Source organism: Streptomyces sp. NPDC032198 (assembly GCF_040636975.1).
Lineage (GTDB): Bacteria > Actinomycetota > Actinomycetes > Streptomycetales > Streptomycetaceae > Streptomyces.
Genome location: NZ_JBEZVL010000014.1, coordinates 111,529 through 130,019 on the forward strand (window position 1 = coordinate 111,529; position 18,491 = coordinate 130,019).

Genomic DNA, 18,491 nt, shown 5'->3' on the forward strand with positions numbered 1-18,491 from the left:
ACGCCCCCGAAGCGCACCTACGTTGGGAGCACACGTTGGCACCTCGAAACCGCACGAGAAGCGGCAGGCGAACGCGCACGCGACGGCTCATCGGCATCGTCGGCAGCACCGCCCTGGCCACCGGGACCGCCCTGCTCACCGCCCCGCCGCAGCAGGCCGCCGCCGCGTCCGCCGCCGTGACCGTCCGGCCCGATCCCTCCTACGGGCACGAGAAGTTCGAGGGCTGGGGCACGAGCCTGGTCTGGTTCGCCAATGCCACCGGTGACTACCCCAAGGAGATACGCGAGAAGCTGGCCGAGCTGCTCTTCGGCGACGACGGGCTCGGCCTGAACATCGCCCGCTACAACATCGGCGGCGGCAACGCCCCCGACGTCAAGGACTATCTGCGCCCCGGAGGCGCGGTCGACGGCTGGTGGAAGGCCCCCGCGGGCACCACGCGCAAGGACACCGACTGGTGGAGCGCCACGGACCCGGCCGACTGGAACCCGAAGGCCGACGCCACCCAGCGGTGGTGGGTCGACCGGATCAAGGGGGACGTCGACCACTGGGAGACGTTCAGCAATTCACCGCCCTGGTTCATGACGAAGAGCGGGTACGTATCGGGCGGCTTCAACGCGAGCGAGGACCAACTCAAGACCGGGTCCGTGGACGATTTCGCCGCCTACCTGGCGGGCGCGACCGAACGTCTGGAGAAGGCCCACGGCATCAAGGTCGACACGCTCGATCCGTTCAACGAGCCCAACACCGACTACTGGGGCACCCGCCTGGGAGCGGACGGCGAGCCGGTCGGCGGCCGTCAGGAAGGGGCCCACATCGGCCCCGAGCTCCAGCAGAAGGTGATCGCCGCACTCGATCCGGCGCTCAGGAAGTCCCGGAGCGGCGCGAGGATCTCCGCGATGGACGAGACCAACCCCACCACCTTCACGCGGAACTGGAACTCCTACCCGCAGGAGATCAGGGACGCCGTCCGCCAGATGAACGTCCACACCTACGGCACCGACGGCCGCACCAGCGTGCGTGACCTCGCCAAGGCGGCGGACAAGCCGCTGTGGATGAGCGAGGTAGAGGGCGACTGGGGCGACGGGCAGGACTTCGACGACATGCGGCCCGGCCTCGGCCTGGCCCAGCGGATGGTCGACGACCTGCGTGAACTGGAGCCGAAGGCCTGGGTGTTCTGGCAGCCGGTCGAGGACTACGACAACATGAAGCCGGGCGGCGAGTCCGCCAAGGGCGGCAACTGGGGCAGCATCCAGCTGCCGTTCAGCTGCACCTCCAAGGACACACTGGAGACCTGCCCCATCCGTACGAACACCAAGTTCGACACGGCCCGCAACTTCACCCACTTCATCAGGCCCGGCGACCGGCTCGTCAAGGTCGACGACACCTCAAGCGCCGCCGCCGTGTCCCGCGCGGGCGACAGGGCGACGGTCGTTCACGTCAACAGCACGGCCGCCGCGCGCACGGTCACGGTCGACCTCTCCAAGTTCGGCCACGTGAGCGGGAAGGCCATGGTCACGCCCATGGTGACCAGTGCCGACGGCAAGCTCGCACGGCACGAGGCCATCGACGTACGCGGCGGGAGGGCCACCTTCGAGGTGCCCGCCCAGTCGGTGACGTCCTTCCTCGTCAAGGGGGTGTCCGGTGTCGCGAAGGACGCCGCCCTGCTGCGGAAGAACCACACGTACGGACTGACCGGCGTCCAGAGCGGCAAGGAACTCACCGTCGCCGACGACGGCACCGGCCTCGTCGTCAAGTCGGCCTCGGACACCGCGGGTCAGCGGTGGCGGCTGCGGCAGATCAGCGGTGACACCGGCAACAAGCGGCGGTACGTGTTCACCAGTCCCGCGGAGGGAAAGCGGCTGGCCGTCCGTGACGGTGTCCCGGTGGTCGAGGCCGACACCGGGCCTCGCGGCAAGGCCGCCCAGTGGATCATGTCCACGACCGGCGACGGCACATGGACCCTCGTCAACGCCGCCACCGGCCGGCTCCTGGAGGTCGGCGGCCAGGCCACGCACGACGGAGCGGCCGTCACGACGTGGACACCGAACTCCGGCGCCAACCAGCGCTGGCGAGTGACCGACGTGACCTGACCCCGGAACCACCTCCCACCAGGCCATATGACGCACCGCAACGGTTCGATATGCGCAGGGTGACTGCTCGTGCCACGCTGAGAAAACCAATTCGGCCCTCACGAGGAGTGAACTCATGGGCAAGCAAAAGCGGTCCGTCGATCCGTCCCGCCAGGCCCCCGCCCGGCAGGAGCCCCCGCAGCGGGGCCGTCGCGAGCAGGACCCCGCGCAGCCGGGCCAGCGCCGCGAGCAGGAGCGCGAGCAGGGCGACGCGCGCACCCAGCAGCGGCAGGGCATGGACGACGACCTGGTCTGACACACGGACCGCGCATGCCCCGAGGGGCGCACCCAAGCGCTTGGGTGCGCCCCTCGGCAGTACGTGGGACGCGGACATCCGAACGCCGAGATGAGACGTCTCGTCCGGGGTACCCGTCCGCGTCAGCGCCGCAATGACCACGGACCGGTCCCAGGAGAAGACATGACCACGCAACGCCGGACAGTTGACGAGTCGTACTGGATCGCGACCACGCCCGACACCGGGTACCCGGCCCCCGCCACGGATCTGACGGCGGACGTCGCGGTCATCGGGGGCGGCATCGCCGGGCTGTGCACCGCCTGGGACCTGGTCCGCGCCGGTCTCGACGTCGTCGTCCTGGAGGCGGACCGGATCGCCGCGGGCGTGAGCGGATACACGACTGCCAAACTGACCGCCGCGCACGGCATCCGCTACGCCGGTCTCGAGGCGAAGCACGGCGCCGACGACGCGCGGCTGTACGCGCTCTCGCAGCAGGAGGCGGTCGAGCGGACCGCGGCCCTCTGCGCCGAGCTGGACATCGACGCCGAACTGGAGCGCGCCGCCGCCTTCACCTACGTACAGGACCCCGCACGCGTCGACGAGCTGCGGCAGGAGGCAGCCGCCGCACGGCGGGCCGGACTCGACGCGTCCTTCACGACCGACACGGAACTGCCCTTCGACGTCGCAGGTGCGGTACGCGTCGGGGGCCAACTGCAGTTCCATCCACGGAAGTTCCTGCTTGCCCTGGCCGAGCACATCACCCGGGCGGGCGGACGCATCTTCGAGCGGGCCCGCGTCACCGGACTGCACGACGGCGCCCGCTGCCGGCTGACCACGGAGTCCGGCAGCACGGTCGAGGCACGCGACGCGGTCATCGCCACGCACTATCCGGTCTTCGACCGCACCCTGCTCTTCACCCGGATCAAGCCCCGGCGGGAGCTGGTGATCGCGGCGCCCGTGCCCTCGGACGCGGCGCCCGCGGGCATGTACATCACCCCGGAGGGCGGCACCCGTTCGCTGCGCAGCGCCCCCTACGACGACGGGCGGCGGCTGCTCATCGTCACCGGGGAATCGTTCGAGCCGGGCGCGGGCGGCGTGCGCGGACGGTACGACAGGCTCGAAGCCTGGGCACGCGAACACCTGCCGCACTTCGCCGAGAAGGGCGAGACCTACCGGTGGGCGGCGCAGGACAACGACTCCGCCGACCAGCTGCCCTACGTCGGCCATGCCCACCCCGGCACCCAGCACCTCTTCGTCGCCACCGGCTTCGGCGGCTGGGGCATGAGCAACGGCGTGATGGCGGGGCGCCTGCTCACCGCCCACATCGCGGGCGGACCGCGACCGGCCTGGACCGATCTGTACGACCCGCGGCGGCTGCCCCCGATCCGCGACGCGGGCCAGGTCGCCTCCTACCAGGCATCCGCGGCGAAACACTTCGTCGGCGACCGGCTGCACACCAGCCACGTCGACGCGCTGACCGACATCCCACCCGGCAGCGGAGCCGTCATACGCCTGGACGGGAAGCGATGCGCGGTCTACCGCGACGAGAGCGGGCACGCCACCGCGCTCTCCGCGCGCTGCACCCACCTGGGATGCCTGGTGCAGTTCAACGACGCGGAGCGGGCCTGGGAGTGCCCCTGCCACGGCTCCCGCTTCGGCACGGACGGCGCGGTCCTGCACGGCCCCGCCACGCGTCCCCTGGAACCGCGCGAGATTCCCGGTTCCCCGGACGATCCGAATACCCCGGCCTAGGAGAGGGCGTCGCTTTGGTGGACCTGGTGGACATGGACGTCTTCACCGACCGGCTCGACTACCCGATGTACGTGGTGACAGCGGCCGCCGACGGCGTGCCCGCGGGCTGCCTGGTCGGATTCGGCTCGCAGTGTGCGCTGGATCCGCCTCGCTTCGTGGTGTGGCTCTCCAAGGCGAACCACACCTATCTGGTCGCCCGGGACGCCGCGTATCTCGGGGTGCATCTCCTCCGACGTGATCAGCAGGATCTCGCGCGGCTGTTCGGCGGCGAGTGCGGTGACCGTGTCGACAAGTTCGCCGATGTCCGGTGGGAGCCGCGCACGGGCGGGGCCCCCGTGCTCACCGACTCCTGCGCCTGGTGGGTCGGCAGGATCGAGCGGCACGCCGACTGGGGGGATCACGTGGGCTTCCATCTCACTCCGGTGGAGGCGGGCGCGGACCCGCCGCCGTACGAGGAGCTGATCCGTCTGAGCGACGTCACCGACCTCACCCCCGGCCACCCGGCATGATCCCGGCGGGGCGGTGCGGCAGGACTATCCTGGAGCGTGACACGGACCAACGGCAGCCTGTGCCCTCCGCTGCTGGAGGTGGCCATGGAAGGCGAACGTCCCGGACCGCGCGCCGAGCGTCAGCCGGGCGAGCCCCCGCCGCCCACGCACCGCGCCCATCGCCTGCGCCACCTGCTCACGTACGTCTACACACCGCTCTTCCTGGCCTTGGCCGTGCTCTTCGGGGTGTGGGCGACCCAGTCGGTCAGCGGCGACCCACCCAGCCCCTGGGCGCTGGCGGGCCTGGCGATCCTCTTCTCGGTCCTGGCCCTCCTGGCCCTGGCCGTTCACTCGGCCCTGCACCACCGTCACCGGGACCACACGGGACGGCGGCACTGACACGGGAAGGACAGACATGACCGGCCGGCAGGCTGTGATGCGGGAACTGCTCGAATCGTCCGGACAGACGTACGCGGCCGAGGCGGGCATCCGGCTGGCCGACACTCCCCAGCCGCTCTACCGCACGCTCGTCCTGTCCTGCCTGCTCAGCGCCCGGATTCGGGCATCCGTCGCGGTGGCGAGCACCCGCGCGCTGTACGAGGCAGGGATGCGGGGTCCACGGCAGATGGCCGACGCGTCCTGGCAGCAGCGGGTCGACGCCCTGGGGCGCGGCGGCTACCGGCGCTACGACGAACGGACGGCGACGCAGCTCGGCGACGGCGCCCGGCTGGTCCTCGACGAATGGGGCGGAGACCTGCGCAGGGTGCGCGAGCAGGCCGACGGCGACGCGGCGGCCCTCAAGCGGCTGCTGCGCCGGATGCCGGGCCTCGGCCCGACCGGCGCGGACATCTTCCTGCGCGAGGTCCAGGACGTATGGACCGAGTACGCGCCCTGCTTCGACGCCAAGGTGCTCCAGGGCGCCGAGCGCCTGGGGCTGCCCCGGGACACGTCCGCGCTGCTGCGGCTCGCGGGCGACGAGAAGCCGGGCGTGACGGCCGCGGCACTCGTCCGCGCCGCCCTCGGATCACGGCGCTCCGCGTCCCGCGCCGCTCACCCCTGACAGAGGCAGAAGGGGTATCCCGCCGGGGCGGGGTAGACACGCCAGCCGCGCTCGCCGCCACGGTCGTCGAGGTCAAGGGTCCTCGCCCCCACCGCGAGCACCTCCTCGTGCGCCCGCTCCATGTCGGTGACGGTGAAGTCGAGGTGCAGCTGCTGCGAATCCGACTCGGCCTGCGGCCACTTGGGCGGCCGGTGATCCGGCACGCGCTGAAAGGAGATCCGGGCGCCGCCCGTGGCGTACAGGTCGTACCACTCTTCGTCGTAGCGCCGGATCTCGCCGCCGAGCTGCCTCTTCCGGTGGGTGTACGCGGGCGCGCAGCGAGCCCCCGTCGGTTCGCTGACGGGGGCTCCCTGTCTCAGTGGCTCCGGTTCGCCGCCTCCCGCTGTCGCGAGACCGCGCGCCGTACCGCCTCGTCGATGTCGGGAAGCGCCGTCTCCAGGTCGCTGAAGACCACGTACTCGACCGTCGCCACCGCGTGCAGCCCGCGGACGAGGAACGCGTACTCCTGGCCCTCCTCCAGCAACAGCACGATCGGTTTGTCGAAGGCGCTGGCCCAGCCCATCTCGATGTGCGTGCCGGGAGAGGCGGGAAGCCCGGGGAAGCCCACGAACACGTCGGCCTTCCGGATCTCCTCCTGGTCGAGCGGGGTGCATACGGCGGGCGCCATCAGTTCGGCACCCCACGCCTCACGGCGGTGTGCGTTGTGGACGCTGAACCCGTGCCCCTCGAAATGCTCGATCAAGGAGGCGAAGGGTGCCCGCGTTCCCGACGGCATCTCGCCGGTGGCGGGATCGAGCAGCTGGAGGAAGGGCCCCGCGAGGAACAGGGTGTTGACGCCGAGCTCACCTGCGAGCTCACGGGCGGGAGTCATGGTCATGCGGAGACCTCCTGGTCGGCAGTGGTACGGGGCCATCGGCACAGCATCATCCGGCGGTACAGGGGAGGGAGTTCGTCGAGCAGCTCACGGTCCGTGCCGGCCTCGAAGGTCAGTTGACGGTGCAGCTCGAAGAGCCCGATAACGTCCTGCCAGTAGCGGGGCAGGTCCAGGGCGCGCAGCGCGGCGGGTCCGAGCCGGAGCCGGTTCGCGCGCAGTCGCGCCTCGATCCGCAGCACGTCACACACGTGCGGCCAGTTGTCCCCCGCGGGCATCGTGGGGAACGGTTTTGGGCCGGTGTCGTCCGCGCCCTCCCGCAGGACGCGTTCCACGAGCGGGGCGTCGCTGTCGTACACATGGAGGGAGCCCACCTGGTGGACGTAGCTCCCGACCTCGGCACCCAGCTGCCTGGCGAGCATCTCCAGGAGGAAGGTGAAGGAGAAGACGTCGCTCACCATGCCGCGGTAGGCGTCGTTGGCGCGCATGTAGCCGACGGCGTGCAACCGCCCCTCGCGGAGCATGAACTGCAGGGCGAGGGTGCACGCGACGTCGATGTTGCCCGGTTCGCGCAGCTCGCCCGGGTGGAAGATCTGCACGACCGCGCGTTTGCTGTCGGGGTCGTCCGCCAGGACGTCGATGACGCTGCGCCACTGGTCGAGGCCCGTCCCCCGGTAGTCGAATATGCGGGGTCCGTAGGCGGTGCCGGTCAGGGTGACGCCGTCGGACGAATACCTGCGGATGCTCGGCGCGTAGTGCGCGACAAGGTCGAGGCCTGCCGAACCGGACAGGTACCAGAGGGCTTCGGCGAAGTTGAAGACCAGGTTGGATCTGCGCCCCGGCAGCGCGACGTGCCGCTGGACGGGGTGCCGGACCTGGAATCCGGCGCCCAGTCGCTCACGGGACGGGAAGCCGCGCGGGGAGTTGCGGAACTCGGCGGAGAGATAGGTGCTCCGCAGCTCCGTCAGATAGGCGTCCTCGACGGTTTCATAGGTGCTGTGCACATGACCCCCCGTCAGTCCTTGTAGAAGCACTGGATGTACGCGTCACCCGTGGTGCCGTAGGTGTACTCGGTGGTGTCGTACGCGGTGTACGGGTGGCGCTCCACGTGGATGGTGCGGAAGTGCTGGACGTACTGCCAGCGCAGCTCGGGCTTGGTGCTGAAGAAGGGGATGAACACCCCGCCGGGGCGCAGCGCGCGGACGACCTCGGGCATGGCCCTGCGCCACAGCTCCTCGTCCTTCCACACCTCCATGTCGAGGGCGGGGTCGAAGAACATTCCGTCGATGCTCTCCGACTCCAGCTCGAAGACGCGCTCGAAGAAGTTCCCCCGCTCGATGGAGAGCGTGCCGGGCAGCTTCGGGTGGCTCCGGCGGAACAGGTCCTCGACCTCGCCGAAGAGTTCGAGGACCCGGTGGCTGCGGGTGGCGGGGTTCTCGGCGATGCGCAGGGCGGAGAGGCCGAGACCGAGCCCCACCTCGTAGAAGTCCTTGCCGTGGCGGCAGAGCATGTCGGCGCTGGCCCACATCAGGTCGCGCTCCCAGGCCTGCATGGCCTGTTCGCCGCCGATGCTCAGTGTCACCTCGCCGTCGCGGTCGATGAGCTCGATCTCCGGTGCGGGGGTCTTCTCCATGACAACCGTCCTTCGTCCGGCCGGTGTTCCGTCCGGTAATGGGGGTCGGGTGGGCGGGTGTGGGTGCCGGGGTGTTGGCGGCGCTGTCTCAGTCATGGCCGGGGACGACTCCGAAGTGCCGTCGCGCGGTCGAGACAGCGAGGTCCTGCACGGCGAAAACCGTGAAGTAGTAGGCCTGCGGGGCGGTGTCGGGCGCGAACCGCACCGTGAACACGACGTCCCTGGCACGGTCGTCCGAGGCGCGGACCTTGACCCGTGCCGGTTCCACCGTGGTGTCGTCGCGCAGATAGCTCGGCAGGAACAGACCGAGCCGTACGGGTCCGGGGCGCGCCGCGGTGAGGGAGGCGCGCACTTCGAGCACACCGCCCTGTGCCACCTCGTCGGCGGCGTGGGCGAGCAGCTGGGGCGCTTCGGGGACGCGGAAGGTCACGTCGCCGCAGCGCATGCACACCACGCAGAGCGTGTCGAGGATGTGCGGGAGCAGTCCTCGGCGGACGAACTCCTGGGCGGGGCGGCCGCAGTGACAGACCACTTCGCGGACGTCGGGGTCCAGTGAACTGCGGTCGCCGAAGTGGGCGGGGTAGTTCATGATCTCGTTCTCGGGGTTCTCCGAGACCTGTCCGGCGATCACATGGTCGAGGGACTGGAGGTCCGCCGAGAGGGACGAGCGGATCTCCTCGGGCGACTGGTCGGCGAGGTGGGTGGGCCGGGCCACCAGGAGGTCCACCTTGCGGGCGAGTTTGCCGAGGCGGGGCCGCAGGGGGTGGTTGTGCGGCAGCAGATCCGAGGTGAGCAGCGCGGAGAGCCGGCGGCCGACCGTGAGGACGAGCGGGTCGGGCGCGTGGTCGGAGGGGGGCGGGGGCGCCGGGGTGTCCTCGGGCTGTCCTGGCAGCCCGAAGCGCATGAACGCGGGGTACGGATGGGAGCCCGCCAGGCTGGCGTTGAGGGTGTCCACGGAGTCCGCGCCGGTGGCGGCGGCGAGCATCCAGGCGACGTTCTCGGGCCGGTCGGAGTCGTGCACGGAGACGGCCGAGACGATGGTGCGGGCGGGGCTGTCGAGGGCGTTGAGCAGGAGTTGGTACTTGGGGTCGTAGAGCGCCAGGTCGGCGAGCGGGCCGCTGTTGCAGGCGCTGAGGACCAGCTCCGTCGCCTCAACCTTGTTGAGGGGGACGAGTTTGTCCTCGGGTTTGTAGCAGGGCAGTCCATAGGCGCACCGGGGGGCGAGGACGCCCGGCAGGGCGGTAGCGGACTCGTTGAGGCCGCAGATGGTGAACTCGCCGAGGTTGATGCTGTCGTCCTTGCCGTGGCCCTGGAAGACGACGCGGCGCCACTGGGTGCCGAGGATCTCGGCCTGGATGTCGTGGCGTTCGAAGTCGCGGTCGTCGAAGACCTTGACGCCGGGGAGCCGGGGCGGCCGGTCGGTGTCCGTGAACAGGCCGAGCGCGTCGAGGTCCTCGGGCAGCCGCGCGTACTGCTTGGCGATGTTCCAGGCCACCGATGCCCCGTCGCGGCCGCTCAGCAGGGAGAGGCCGCGCCGGGCGTCGCGGTAGGTGGCCAGGAGCAGCGGGCGCACCGGGTCGAGGTTGAGCCGGGCGTAGGTGCCCACCAGCAGGAGCGTCCCCGGGGGCCGGTCGTGGAAGGTGGCGAGGTCGTCCTCGGTGAGCCACTCGCGGGCGAGCGGCCGGGCCAGGTCCACGACGCCGTCGGCCAGTTCCGGCCGGCCGAGCACGACGCCGTAGTCCAGGGGGGCCGGCCGGCGCACGCCGGAGTAGAGGCGCGATGCCAGTGCCACGCTGTGGACGAGATCGTCCCGGCCGTCGACCGGGACGGGGATCGGCGTCCGGTCGGGTGCGTCAAGGAACTCCCTTACGGCCGGGGCGAGATCGCCGTACTTGACCGGACTGAACAGCGCGGTGTCCGGTCGGGGGTACGGCGGCTCGTGGCTCTGTCGGGAGACGGCAGACTTCATGAAGCGTTACCTCGTGTTCTTACGCTGGCCCTGCGAGGAGTGACGTGTCGGGCGGATGGCGGTTCGGGGTCGGCTGGCCGGGCGAGGGCGGGGCGGCGGGCGGGCCGTCCCCTGCCCCCTCACCGGCCACTCGCGTCGGCGGGTTCGGGGGTGGTGGCCGCGCGGCCCATCAGGCCCCGGCAGGCGAAGGCCACGCAGGCGGCGAGCAGTGACATGCCGAAGGCCGCGGCGAACACGCCCCGCGGGCCTGCCGGTTCCATGAGGAGCCCGCCCGCCTGCTGGCCCAGGGCGTCCCCCACCACCGTGGCCAGGGAGGCCCAGGTGAAGGCCTCCGTGAGTGAACTGCCGTCCGCCAGCAGGCTGACGAGAGACATCTCGCTTGCGGAGACGAGCGCGATGGGCACGCTGCCGACGGCGAGCGCGAGGGCGAGGGTCAGCTGGTCCGTGGCGAGCAGCGGGAGTCCGGTGCCGACGGCGAAGGCGAGCACCAGGCGCGGGAAGCGCAGATGCACCGCGACCTCCGACTGGGAGCGTCCCAGCCATAGGGCTCCCAGGGCGCTGCCGATGCCCCAGCAGGCGTACACCAGGCCGGTGCTGCCCTGTGATCCGTGGTCGTCGACGAAGGCGGGGATGGCCAGCGTCATCAGACCGACGGGCACGCTGCTGAGCGCCATGACGGCGGTCAGCGCGAGCATCGGCGACGACCGCAGGGGGCCGAGGAAGCTGCCGCGACCGGTCTCTTTCCCCGACTCCTTGCCCGCCGCCCGCGCCGCGCCTTCGGTGCCTTCGGGTACTCGCGTGAAGGCGAGACCGATCGCTCCGACGCCGCCGATCACCGAGACCGCCGTCAGGGCGGTCCCGGCGGATCCCGTCAGCATCAGCGCGGCGAGCATCAACGGCGCCCCGATGACCAGGACTTCGGTGAGCAGCGCCTCCCACAGATAGGCGGTCTCGCGTTCGTCGTCGCGCAGCGGGAGGCGCGCCCACAGCGACCGCATGCAGGCGTTCGCCGGAGGCAGTGTGATGCCGGCGAGGACCGCCAGGGCCGGCTGCGCCCAGTCGCCCGGCTCCGTCGTCCACACCAGCGCGGCGAGCGCCGCCGGGTAGCTGACGCCGGTCAGCACCAGGACGGTCCCGCGGCCCCGCCGGTCGATCCGGCGGGCGATGAGCGGGCTGCCGAGTGCCATGCCGACGGTGTAGAGCGCGGAGACCAGACCGGCCTGGGCGTAGCTGCCGCCCTGTTCGCGCACGACGAGCACCATGGCGAGGGACATGAGGTAGACCGGCAGCCTGGAGACCACGCTCCACCAGGCGGGTCCCGCGACCTGGCGGCGGGTGAGCAGGGCGGCGAGACGGCGGGCAAGACCGTTCGGCTTCACTTCCATGGTTCCTGTTCCGTGGTGGCCCGTTGCGGGCGTGGGGGTGCCGGCGCGCGTGGTGCGCCGGTGCGGGGCGGGCCGGTGAGGGTGCGGCTCAGTGCTGGAGCGTTCCGGCCGCCTGCGCCTGGGTGATCACTTCAATCGTGAAGGCGTCGAGCACGCCGCGCATACGCTTTTCCACCTCGGCGATCGAGGCTCCGGTGACGTGGACGTACCCGGACGCGTTGTGCGAGGCGCGGCGTGCTTCCACGAGGTCCCCTTCGCGGTATCTGAGGACGCTCTTGACCACCCCGGGCAGGCGCAGGAGTTCCTCCTCGGGCGTGATCCGGTGCACGGTCCCCGAGCCCGGCAGCGGCAGCAGCAGGTCGCCCGTGCAGCGGCGCCCGGAGTACTCGAGGGCGGGGCGGCGGCCGAGGTAGACGTCCAGCGTGGCGCCGAACACGTCGAAGCCGTAGGCGTACCCGTGGTTGGCGGTTATCTCGCAGCCCGCGAGGCGGACCCCGATCTCGCCCGCGTACACCTCGTCGCCGACGAGGAAGAACTCCATGTGCACGTATCCGTGGTCGATGCCCATGCCGGTGGCGATCCGCTGGAGCATGCCGCGCAGGTCGAACGGCGGCCCTTCGTCGGTGGCGACGCTGATGTTGGCGTTCATCGCGCCGTCGACGATGTCCAGCGGGCGGCACGGCATCGCGCTCGGCCACGCGTCGAGGACCTCGCCCCTGTGGATGAGCGCGCACACCTCCCACTCCGTGCCGCCCAGATGCTCCTCGACCAGCCAGGACCGGCTCTCCAGAGCCACGTCGGCCAGCTGCTCGGGGCCGGTGAGCCGGAAGGTGTCGACGCAGGCGAAGGAGTCCACCGGCTTCAGTACGACGGGCCAGCCGCACCCCGCGGCGAACTGCTCGATCTCGTCCGCCGTGGAGACCCGCGCGTACCGGGCGGTGCGCAGGCCCAGCTCGCGGAACCTGTCCTTCATGGCCGCCTTGTCGCGCACCCACCGCACCTGGGTCTGCCTCAGGTGCGGCAGACCCACCAGGGAGGCGAAGCGCTGGGCGATGTCCTGGCGCGGCTCGGAGGGGTTGCAGAACCGCGTGGGCGGCGCGGGCAGTTCCGCGGCCCAGGCGCGGTAGCGGGCCGCCTCGTCCTCCAGGGGCAGCCGTTCGTTCACCCAGAACGCGGGCAGGTGCGCGGTCTGCCGCAGGTACGCGTCGCTGAGGTCCTGCCGTGCGGAGGCGAACCGCAGCAGGACGAGGCGGCCGGGCAGGGCGTCCACCGCGTACCGGGTGAAGGTGGAGGCGCGGTCGTCCGCCATCAGAAGCACCGGCGGCGTGTTCACACGGTCTCCCATGCCTGCCGGACCGACTTGACCGCGAGGACCTGTTCGGCTTCGGAGAGCTCCGGTGAGAGGGGCACGCACAGGGTGCGGTCGAGGAGGTCCCGGGTGCGGGCGAATCCGTCACGGCTGAGGGCGAGCGGCTGGTCGGGGGCGAGGTTCCAGGGGAAGCCGTCGGCGTAGAGCGAGCGCCGCCCGGCGACCACGGGGTGGTCGGGCAACAGGTATTTGTTGAGCGTCCAGTTGGCGATGCCCCGCTCGGTGAGGGCGGTCACGGCGGCGTCGCGCAGCTCCCGGCTCTCGCAGCGGAACCGGAGACTGATCTTCACGTCGCCGGCCGCCCGGGGCAGGATGTCGAGGCCGGCCCGGTCGGGCAGTCCCTCCATGGCGATGGCGTGGTGGCGTTCCAGACCGGAGAGCACCTCGTCGAGATGGCGGAACTGCTGGTACTGGATCGCCGCGACCTCTTCGCTGGTGACCAGGTTCTCGCCGTAGTAGGCGTCCTCGTTCCAGGTGGGGTAGCGGCCGGGCACCCGCGCGGAGCCGTGGTCGTGATAGCAGCGCATGGTCTCGTACGCGGCCGGGTCGTTGGTGACGAGGAGGCCGCCCTCGCCCGAGGTCAGCACCTTGTTGTGGTGGAAGCTGAAGGTGCCCGCGTAGCCACGGGTGCCGGTGTGCCGCCCGTCGGGGAAGGTGGCGCCGAGTGCCTGCGCGCTGTCCTCGATGACGTACGGGACGCCCTCCGGCAGGGGCGCGACGGTGCCCTCCATGTGGGCGACGATGGCCCGTTGGGCGCCGTCCGGGATCAGCGAGGTGTCCATGGAGAGTGATTCGTCGACGTCCACCAGGACCGGGATGAGTCCGCTGGACAGGACGGCGCCCGCCACGGCGATGAACGTGACCGCGGGTATGTGGACGACGTCACCGACGCTCGGGCGGGTGGACACCAGGGCGAGCCGCAGCGCCTCGGTGCAGTTGTGCACCGCGAGCACATGGCCCGCGCCGAGCCGCTCCCCGACCCGCTGTTCGAGACGCGAGGCGACGCTCTCGGTCTCCGTCTGGTAGCGGAAAAGGACCCCCTGCTCGATCGCGGCACGCAGCTCGTGCATGTCCGGCCAGTCGAGGTAGTTGGCGCCGTACGGGAGGAACCTTAATCCGAGCCGTTTGTCGAGGGTCATGTCGCGTCAGCCTCCGTGATCGGGTGCACCGAGGAGTCGACCACCATCTCCTGGCCTCGGTAGTTGCGGAGCAGCAGGCCTTCGGGGATGGGGGTGAAGTAGGGCTGGGCGATGGGAATCTTGCCGATTTTCGTCGTCAGTACGTACTGCGGTACGCCGAAGCCGGTGATGTGTCCCTGCAGGCCCTCCATGATTTCCCAGCCCTTCTCGATGGAGGTCATGAAGTGGGACACGCCGGTGACGTTGTCGCAGTGGTAGAGGTAGTAGGGCCTGACCCTGATGCGCAACAGCTCGGTCATCAGCGTGCGCATCGTCGTGACGTCGTCGTTGACCCCGCGGAGCAGCACGGTCTGGTTCCCCACCGGGATGCCGTGGCGCAGCAGCCGGTCGACCGCGGCGGCGGACTCGGGGGTGATCTCTTTCGGATGGTTGAAGTGCGTGTTCAGCCAGACCGGGTGGTAGCGCGAGAGCATCTCGCAGAACTCGTCCGTGACGCGCTGGGGCAGCAGGACCGGGAAGCGGCTGCCGATACGGATGATCTCCACGCTGGGGATCGCCCGCAGACCGGAGATGATCTCTTCCAGTTTGCCGTCGCGGTACGAGAGCGGGTCGCCGCCGGTGAGCAGCACGTCCCGGATCTCGGGGTGTTCGGCGATGTAGCGCAGGTCCTCGTCGAAGGACTCGCCCTCGTCGTCCCGGAAGTAGCTGCCGTCGACGTCGGTGGTGTGGAACTTTCGGGTGCAGTGCCTGCAGTAGACCGGGCAGGCCTCGGTGATCAGCATGATCACGCGGTCCGGGTACTTGTGCACCACGCGGTTGGTCTTGCGGTAGAACATGTCGCCGACGGGGTCGACCTCGGCGCCGCTGAACTCGGCGAGTTCACCGAGTGCGGGGACGGCCTGCTGCCGGATCGGGCAGGTGGGGTCGTCCGGGTCCATCAGGGACGCGTAGTAGGGGGTGACGCTCCAGCGGTACTTGCCCGCCGACTTTTCGATGGCCTGTTCCTCGTCGGGGGTGAGGTTGATCCACTGCCGTGCCTTGTCGACGTTGGTGACACGCTTGCGCATGTGCCAGCGCCAGTCGTTCCACTCCGCTTCGGTGATCTCCGGCCGGTCCGGAACGGGGTGGCGGTCCGCGTCTGTGGCTCCAGGAGTGCGGGACATGGTGTCTCCAGGTTCAGCGGGGGGGGTGGGTGACCTGTCACAAGGGTGCGAGGGAGAGCTGGCGCAGGGTTCGAGCGACGCGCTGTGCGCCCCGCAGGTCGTCCGCGGCGGGGTCGAGCGCGGACCACGGGTCGGGTGCGCCCGCCTGCCCCGCGGCCCAGAGGGCCGGATCGCGCGGATCGGTGGCCACCGGGACCGGCACCACCTGGGTGACCCGGTCGGCCAGGTCACGCTGCCCGTCGCCGAGCGGTGGCAGGAAGGCGAGCGGCGCGCCCCGGGCCTGGGTGAGCGCCACCGCGCCCAGGGTGGGGGTGGCAAGGAGCAGTTCGGTGCCCGCGTGCAGGGCGTCGATGTCGGTGTCGGCGGCGCGTCGGACCCGTACGCCCTCCAGGGCTTGAAGCGTGTCGCGCACGCTCTCGACGCGGGTGTCGCAGACCACCTCGCAGCGCTGTGTGCGGCGCACCGCCTCGGCGGCGAGCTGCCGGAGCGGCCCGGAAACGAAGGCGTCCGCCTCCCCCGCCGGGACGTCCCAGAAGGAGATCAGGAGCAGGCTGCCGCTGCGTCGGCGCCCGCGAGCCGTCCGTGCGGGCGCGAGCAGCCCGGTGGTGCGGGCGCCGCCGGGTGTCGCGGGCCACGGCCCCGGGAGCCAGCCGGGGCGGTGCACGCGGTGCAGTGCTCCCTCGGCCACGGGGTCGATGGCGGCCCGGTGCCCCGAGGACAGCCGCACGAGCGGCACCCCCAGGCCGAGGAGGCGGCGGGTGGCGGCCTCGTCGTCGCAGACCAGCGCCACGTCCGGCGGCGGCCCGCCGTCACCGGGCCCGCCCTCGCCCTCGTACTGCGCGAGTTCGGCCAGGTGCGCGGCGATGCGCCGTCCGGCGAGCAGCGAGTCGAGTTCCTCGTCCCGCGACACCAGGAGCACCCTGCGGCTCAGTACTGCCATGGTGCCGCCGTCCCGAGCCGGGCGACGTCGTCGCTGTAGCCGGCGGCCGTGGTGGAGCAGCCGCCGCACATGTCGGGCCCCCGTTCGCGGAAGAAGTCCGCGTGGGTCCGGAAGACGGGCGTGTCCAGGTGGATGGCGCCGCCTTCGCGCAGCGGCGCGCCGCCCAGGTCCTCCCCTTCCCGGTGCGGGAGGCAGCTGCAGGCGTACATGCGCCCGTACTTGCCGTCGATGTAGATGACGTCGTCCACGACATGGCACAGGGGTGCCGAGGCCCTCGGGGTCAGTGACTCCGAGAAGTAGCGCTCCCGCTCCTCGCGGGTGTCCCCGTAGAAGCGCTTGCCGAGCGGCACGAGGAGGGTGCCGGGATCGGCGTCGTAGATCGGGTCGCAGACCGCGCGCACATGGTCGGGGTCGGGGTAGGTGATGGAGCGCTCCAGCTTCAGGGCGGAGAGCTCCCACTGTTTGACGCCCGCCTCGGTGAGGACCTTCTGCAGGTCCGGCATCTCGGTGTAGTTGTGCGGCCCGACCACGGTGTTGACGCGGGGCAGGACACCGAGGGCCGCGGCGTCGCGCAGCCCCCGCAGGCCGTTGTCGAACATGCCGGGGGAACGCCGGTAGACGTCGTGCGTGGCGGCGGATCCGCCGTCGAGGCTGACGATCACCTGGGCGAGACCCGCCTCGGCGAGGCGCGCGGCCTTCTTCGGCAGCATCATGCCGTTGGTGATCATGGACATCTTCATGCCGGCGTCCGTGCCCGCACGCACCAGTTCGACGACGTCCTGGTGCATGAGCGGTTCGCCGCCGGTGAACCGTACGTAGGCCACTCCGGCGTCACGGGCCTTGGGCAGCAGCTCGTTGAAGTCGTCGAGCGAGAAGCGGAACGTGTCGCGGGAGAGCGCGAACTCGCACATGAAGCAGTCCGCGTTGCAGGCTTCCAGGATCCTGATGAAGAGATAGCGCTGACGCTCAGTCATGTACGTCGATGCCTTCCTGGAAGGTACGCGGAGCCCGGGGCCCGGCGGAGCCGGCCAGCGGCTCCCCGTCGAGCACGTCGAGCAGGATCCCGGCCACCTGTGCGGCGCCGCCGGTGCCGACCCGGGCGGCGAGGCCGCCCCACTCGGCGCCGGCCGACGCGCGCCGCAGCGCCTGGAACACGCCGTCGCGTACGGCGGCCACCGAGCGCGACAGGTTGTGTTCCTTGGCAGCGGCGGTGATCCCCCCGTAGATGACCTGAAGTGCCGCTTCCTCGCCCTGCGACCGGCGGGCCAGGGCCTCGTCCTCGGCGAAGACCGCCGGCGGCCAGACGACTCTGACGTCGGCCAGCACGGCCCGGCTGTGGAAGCGGCCGTTGAAGATCTGGCTGAGGTTCTGCGGCGGCAGGCAGACCGTGGGCACCGAGAGGCTGCCCGCTTCGAGCAGGGTGGTCAGACCCGGCGAGGTGAGCAGCAGATCGCAGGTGTCGAGCCGGTGGAGGAACTCACCGTGCGACAGCGGTCCCGCCGTGATGTCGAGGTCCGCGTCGCTGGCCGCGCAGAGCCGCGCGGCCAGAGCCGCGGGCAGGTTGCCCGCCACGTGCACCTCGCGGACCCCGTACGTAGCGAGGGCCTCGAACACCGCGGGCACCACGATCTCCGGGTAGCGCGTCCAGTCGGCCAGGTCGGGGGCGCGCAGGCCACCGAGGTTCAGCAGCGCGCGCCGGAAGGGCTCCGGACGGCTCCGCCGGGGCTCCGCGGGGCCGGCCGGTGACACGGGCGGGGCGCCGATCACGGCTTCGACCCAGCGCAGTTCGCGTACGGAGCCGAGTACGCCGAGGCACTCCTGCGGTAATTCGACGCACTGCTGCGCGCAGTAGACGGAGACCTCCAGCGGGAGTTCGGGCAGGTCTCCCTCGGTCCACAGGAACGGCAGGCTGTCCACGAACACGGTCGGCACACCCGCCGTCTCCAGGGCCACGGCCGCCGGGCCGTCGAGCACGACGACGGCCGCGTCGATCCGCTCCGCCTCCACGACCTTCGCCACGGCGTCGGCGCACTCCTTCGCGGGAGCCCCGGCCGGCAGGTCGTACCAGCGGTCGATCGCGTGGTGGTCCAGCAGCGGCCGTCCGAGGCCGGACGCGAGGCCGACGAACCTCAGCGGGCGCGGGGAGCGTTCGCGCAGCGCGGCAAGGACGGCGCTCAGCTTGCCCGAGCTTCCCCAGCCGAACTCGGAGCCCGCGACGGCGACGGTGGCCGGTCCGGGGCCGGCGGTCGCGGCGGGTGTGCCCGGGGCGGGGACGGGTTTCTCCCGGTCGTCTCGCGGTGACGGGGGACGTACACCATGCATCGTTCTGTCCAACTCCCTTGCTGGGGCCGGGGTGTG

18 protein-coding genes are annotated in these 18,491 nt (G+C 71.1%); 6 read left to right on the forward strand and 12 right to left on the reverse strand.

Going from position 1 to position 18,491, the window contains the following annotated elements; all coding sequences use genetic code 11:
* Positions 1–35 precede the first annotated feature (35 nt).
* The 6 genes from AB0E78_RS32390 (at position 36) to AB0E78_RS32415 (ending at position 5,664) form a co-directional block, all read left to right on the forward strand.
* Complete coding sequence (locus AB0E78_RS32390; protein ID WP_361840117.1) at positions 36–2,090, forward strand: glycoside hydrolase; 2,055 nt, start codon at positions 36–38, stop codon at positions 2,088–2,090.
* 115 nt (positions 2,091–2,205) lie between these two features.
* The gene (locus AB0E78_RS32395) at positions 2,206–2,385 is read left to right on the forward strand and encodes a hypothetical protein (protein ID WP_361840120.1); all 180 of its coding nucleotides are present in this window, start codon (positions 2,206–2,208) and stop codon (positions 2,383–2,385) included.
* Positions 2,386–2,547: 162 nt separating this feature from the next.
* Complete coding sequence (locus AB0E78_RS32400) at positions 2,548–4,116, forward strand: FAD-dependent oxidoreductase (RefSeq protein ID WP_361840123.1); 1,569 nt, start codon at positions 2,548–2,550, stop codon at positions 4,114–4,116.
* 23 nt (positions 4,117–4,139) lie between these two features.
* Positions 4,140–4,625 (forward strand): flavin reductase family protein, encoded by a 486-nt coding sequence (locus AB0E78_RS32405; protein WP_361840512.1) that lies wholly within the window; start codon positions 4,140–4,142, stop codon positions 4,623–4,625.
* Between the two features lie 36 nt (positions 4,626–4,661).
* Positions 4,662–5,003, forward strand: coding sequence for a hypothetical protein (locus AB0E78_RS32410; protein ID WP_361840126.1), 342 nt, complete (start codon positions 4,662–4,664; stop codon positions 5,001–5,003).
* A 16-nt stretch (positions 5,004–5,019) separates the two neighbouring features.
* Positions 5,020–5,664: an endonuclease gene (locus AB0E78_RS32415; RefSeq protein ID WP_361840129.1), complete on the forward strand. Its 645-nt coding sequence runs from the start codon at positions 5,020–5,022 to the stop codon at positions 5,662–5,664.
* On the opposite strand, the gene AB0E78_RS32420 is transcribed toward AB0E78_RS32415, so the two are convergent.
* The 12 genes from AB0E78_RS32420 to AB0E78_RS32475 form a co-directional block, all read right to left on the reverse strand.
* Positions 5,655–6,023, reverse strand: a complete 369-nt coding sequence (locus AB0E78_RS32420) for a VOC family protein (RefSeq protein WP_361840515.1) — start codon at positions 6,021–6,023, stop codon at positions 5,655–5,657. The two genes, AB0E78_RS32415 and AB0E78_RS32420, sit on opposite strands and share 10 nt — an antisense overlap.
* Positions 6,020–6,541 carry a hypothetical protein gene (locus tag AB0E78_RS32425; protein ID WP_361840132.1) on the reverse strand — a complete coding sequence of 174 codons (522 nt, stop codon included), beginning with the start codon at positions 6,539–6,541 and terminating at the stop codon, positions 6,020–6,022. The genes AB0E78_RS32420 and AB0E78_RS32425 overlap by 4 nt, the downstream gene beginning before the upstream one ends.
* Positions 6,538–7,539: a thymidylate synthase gene (locus tag AB0E78_RS32430; RefSeq protein ID WP_361840135.1), complete on the reverse strand. Its 1,002-nt coding sequence runs from the start codon at positions 7,537–7,539 to the stop codon at positions 6,538–6,540. The genes AB0E78_RS32425 and AB0E78_RS32430 overlap by 4 nt, the downstream gene beginning before the upstream one ends.
* A gap of 11 nt (positions 7,540–7,550) precedes the next feature.
* Positions 7,551–8,168, reverse strand: a complete 618-nt coding sequence (locus AB0E78_RS32435) for a class I SAM-dependent methyltransferase (RefSeq protein WP_361840138.1) — start codon at positions 8,166–8,168, stop codon at positions 7,551–7,553.
* 88 nt (positions 8,169–8,256) lie between these two features.
* Positions 8,257–10,137 carry a hypothetical protein gene (locus AB0E78_RS32440; protein WP_361840141.1) on the reverse strand — a complete coding sequence of 627 codons (1,881 nt, stop codon included), beginning with the start codon at positions 10,135–10,137 and terminating at the stop codon, positions 8,257–8,259.
* A 119-nt stretch (positions 10,138–10,256) separates the two neighbouring features.
* Positions 10,257–11,522, reverse strand: a complete 1,266-nt coding sequence (locus AB0E78_RS32445; RefSeq protein ID WP_361840144.1) for an MFS transporter — start codon at positions 11,520–11,522, stop codon at positions 10,257–10,259.
* Positions 11,523–11,610: 88 nt separating this feature from the next.
* Positions 11,611–12,855: an ATP-dependent carboxylate-amine ligase gene (locus AB0E78_RS32450; RefSeq protein ID WP_361840147.1), complete on the reverse strand. Its 1,245-nt coding sequence runs from the start codon at positions 12,853–12,855 to the stop codon at positions 11,611–11,613.
* Positions 12,852–14,030, reverse strand: coding sequence for a DegT/DnrJ/EryC1/StrS family aminotransferase (locus AB0E78_RS32455; RefSeq protein WP_361840150.1), 1,179 nt, complete (start codon positions 14,028–14,030; stop codon positions 12,852–12,854). Before AB0E78_RS32455 ends, AB0E78_RS32450 begins: the two co-directional genes overlap by 4 nt.
* Positions 14,027–15,193, reverse strand: a complete 1,167-nt coding sequence (blsG, locus tag AB0E78_RS32460; RefSeq protein WP_361840153.1) for an arginine 2,3-aminomutase — start codon at positions 15,191–15,193, stop codon at positions 14,027–14,029. Before blsG ends, AB0E78_RS32455 begins: the two co-directional genes overlap by 4 nt.
* 37 nt (positions 15,194–15,230) lie before the next feature.
* Positions 15,231–16,133: a CGA synthase-related protein gene (blsF, locus tag AB0E78_RS32465; protein WP_361840156.1), complete on the reverse strand. Its 903-nt coding sequence runs from the start codon at positions 16,131–16,133 to the stop codon at positions 15,231–15,233.
* Positions 16,121–17,107 (reverse strand): cytosylglucuronate decarboxylase, encoded by a 987-nt coding sequence (gene blsE / locus AB0E78_RS32470; RefSeq protein ID WP_361840159.1) that lies wholly within the window; start codon positions 17,105–17,107, stop codon positions 16,121–16,123. The genes blsF and blsE overlap by 13 nt, the downstream gene beginning before the upstream one ends.
* Positions 17,100–18,455: a hydroxymethylcytosylglucuronate/cytosylglucuronate synthase gene (locus tag AB0E78_RS32475; protein WP_361840162.1), complete on the reverse strand. Its 1,356-nt coding sequence runs from the start codon at positions 18,453–18,455 to the stop codon at positions 17,100–17,102. The genes blsE and AB0E78_RS32475 overlap by 8 nt, the downstream gene beginning before the upstream one ends.
* Positions 18,456–18,491: the final 36 nt, after the last annotated feature.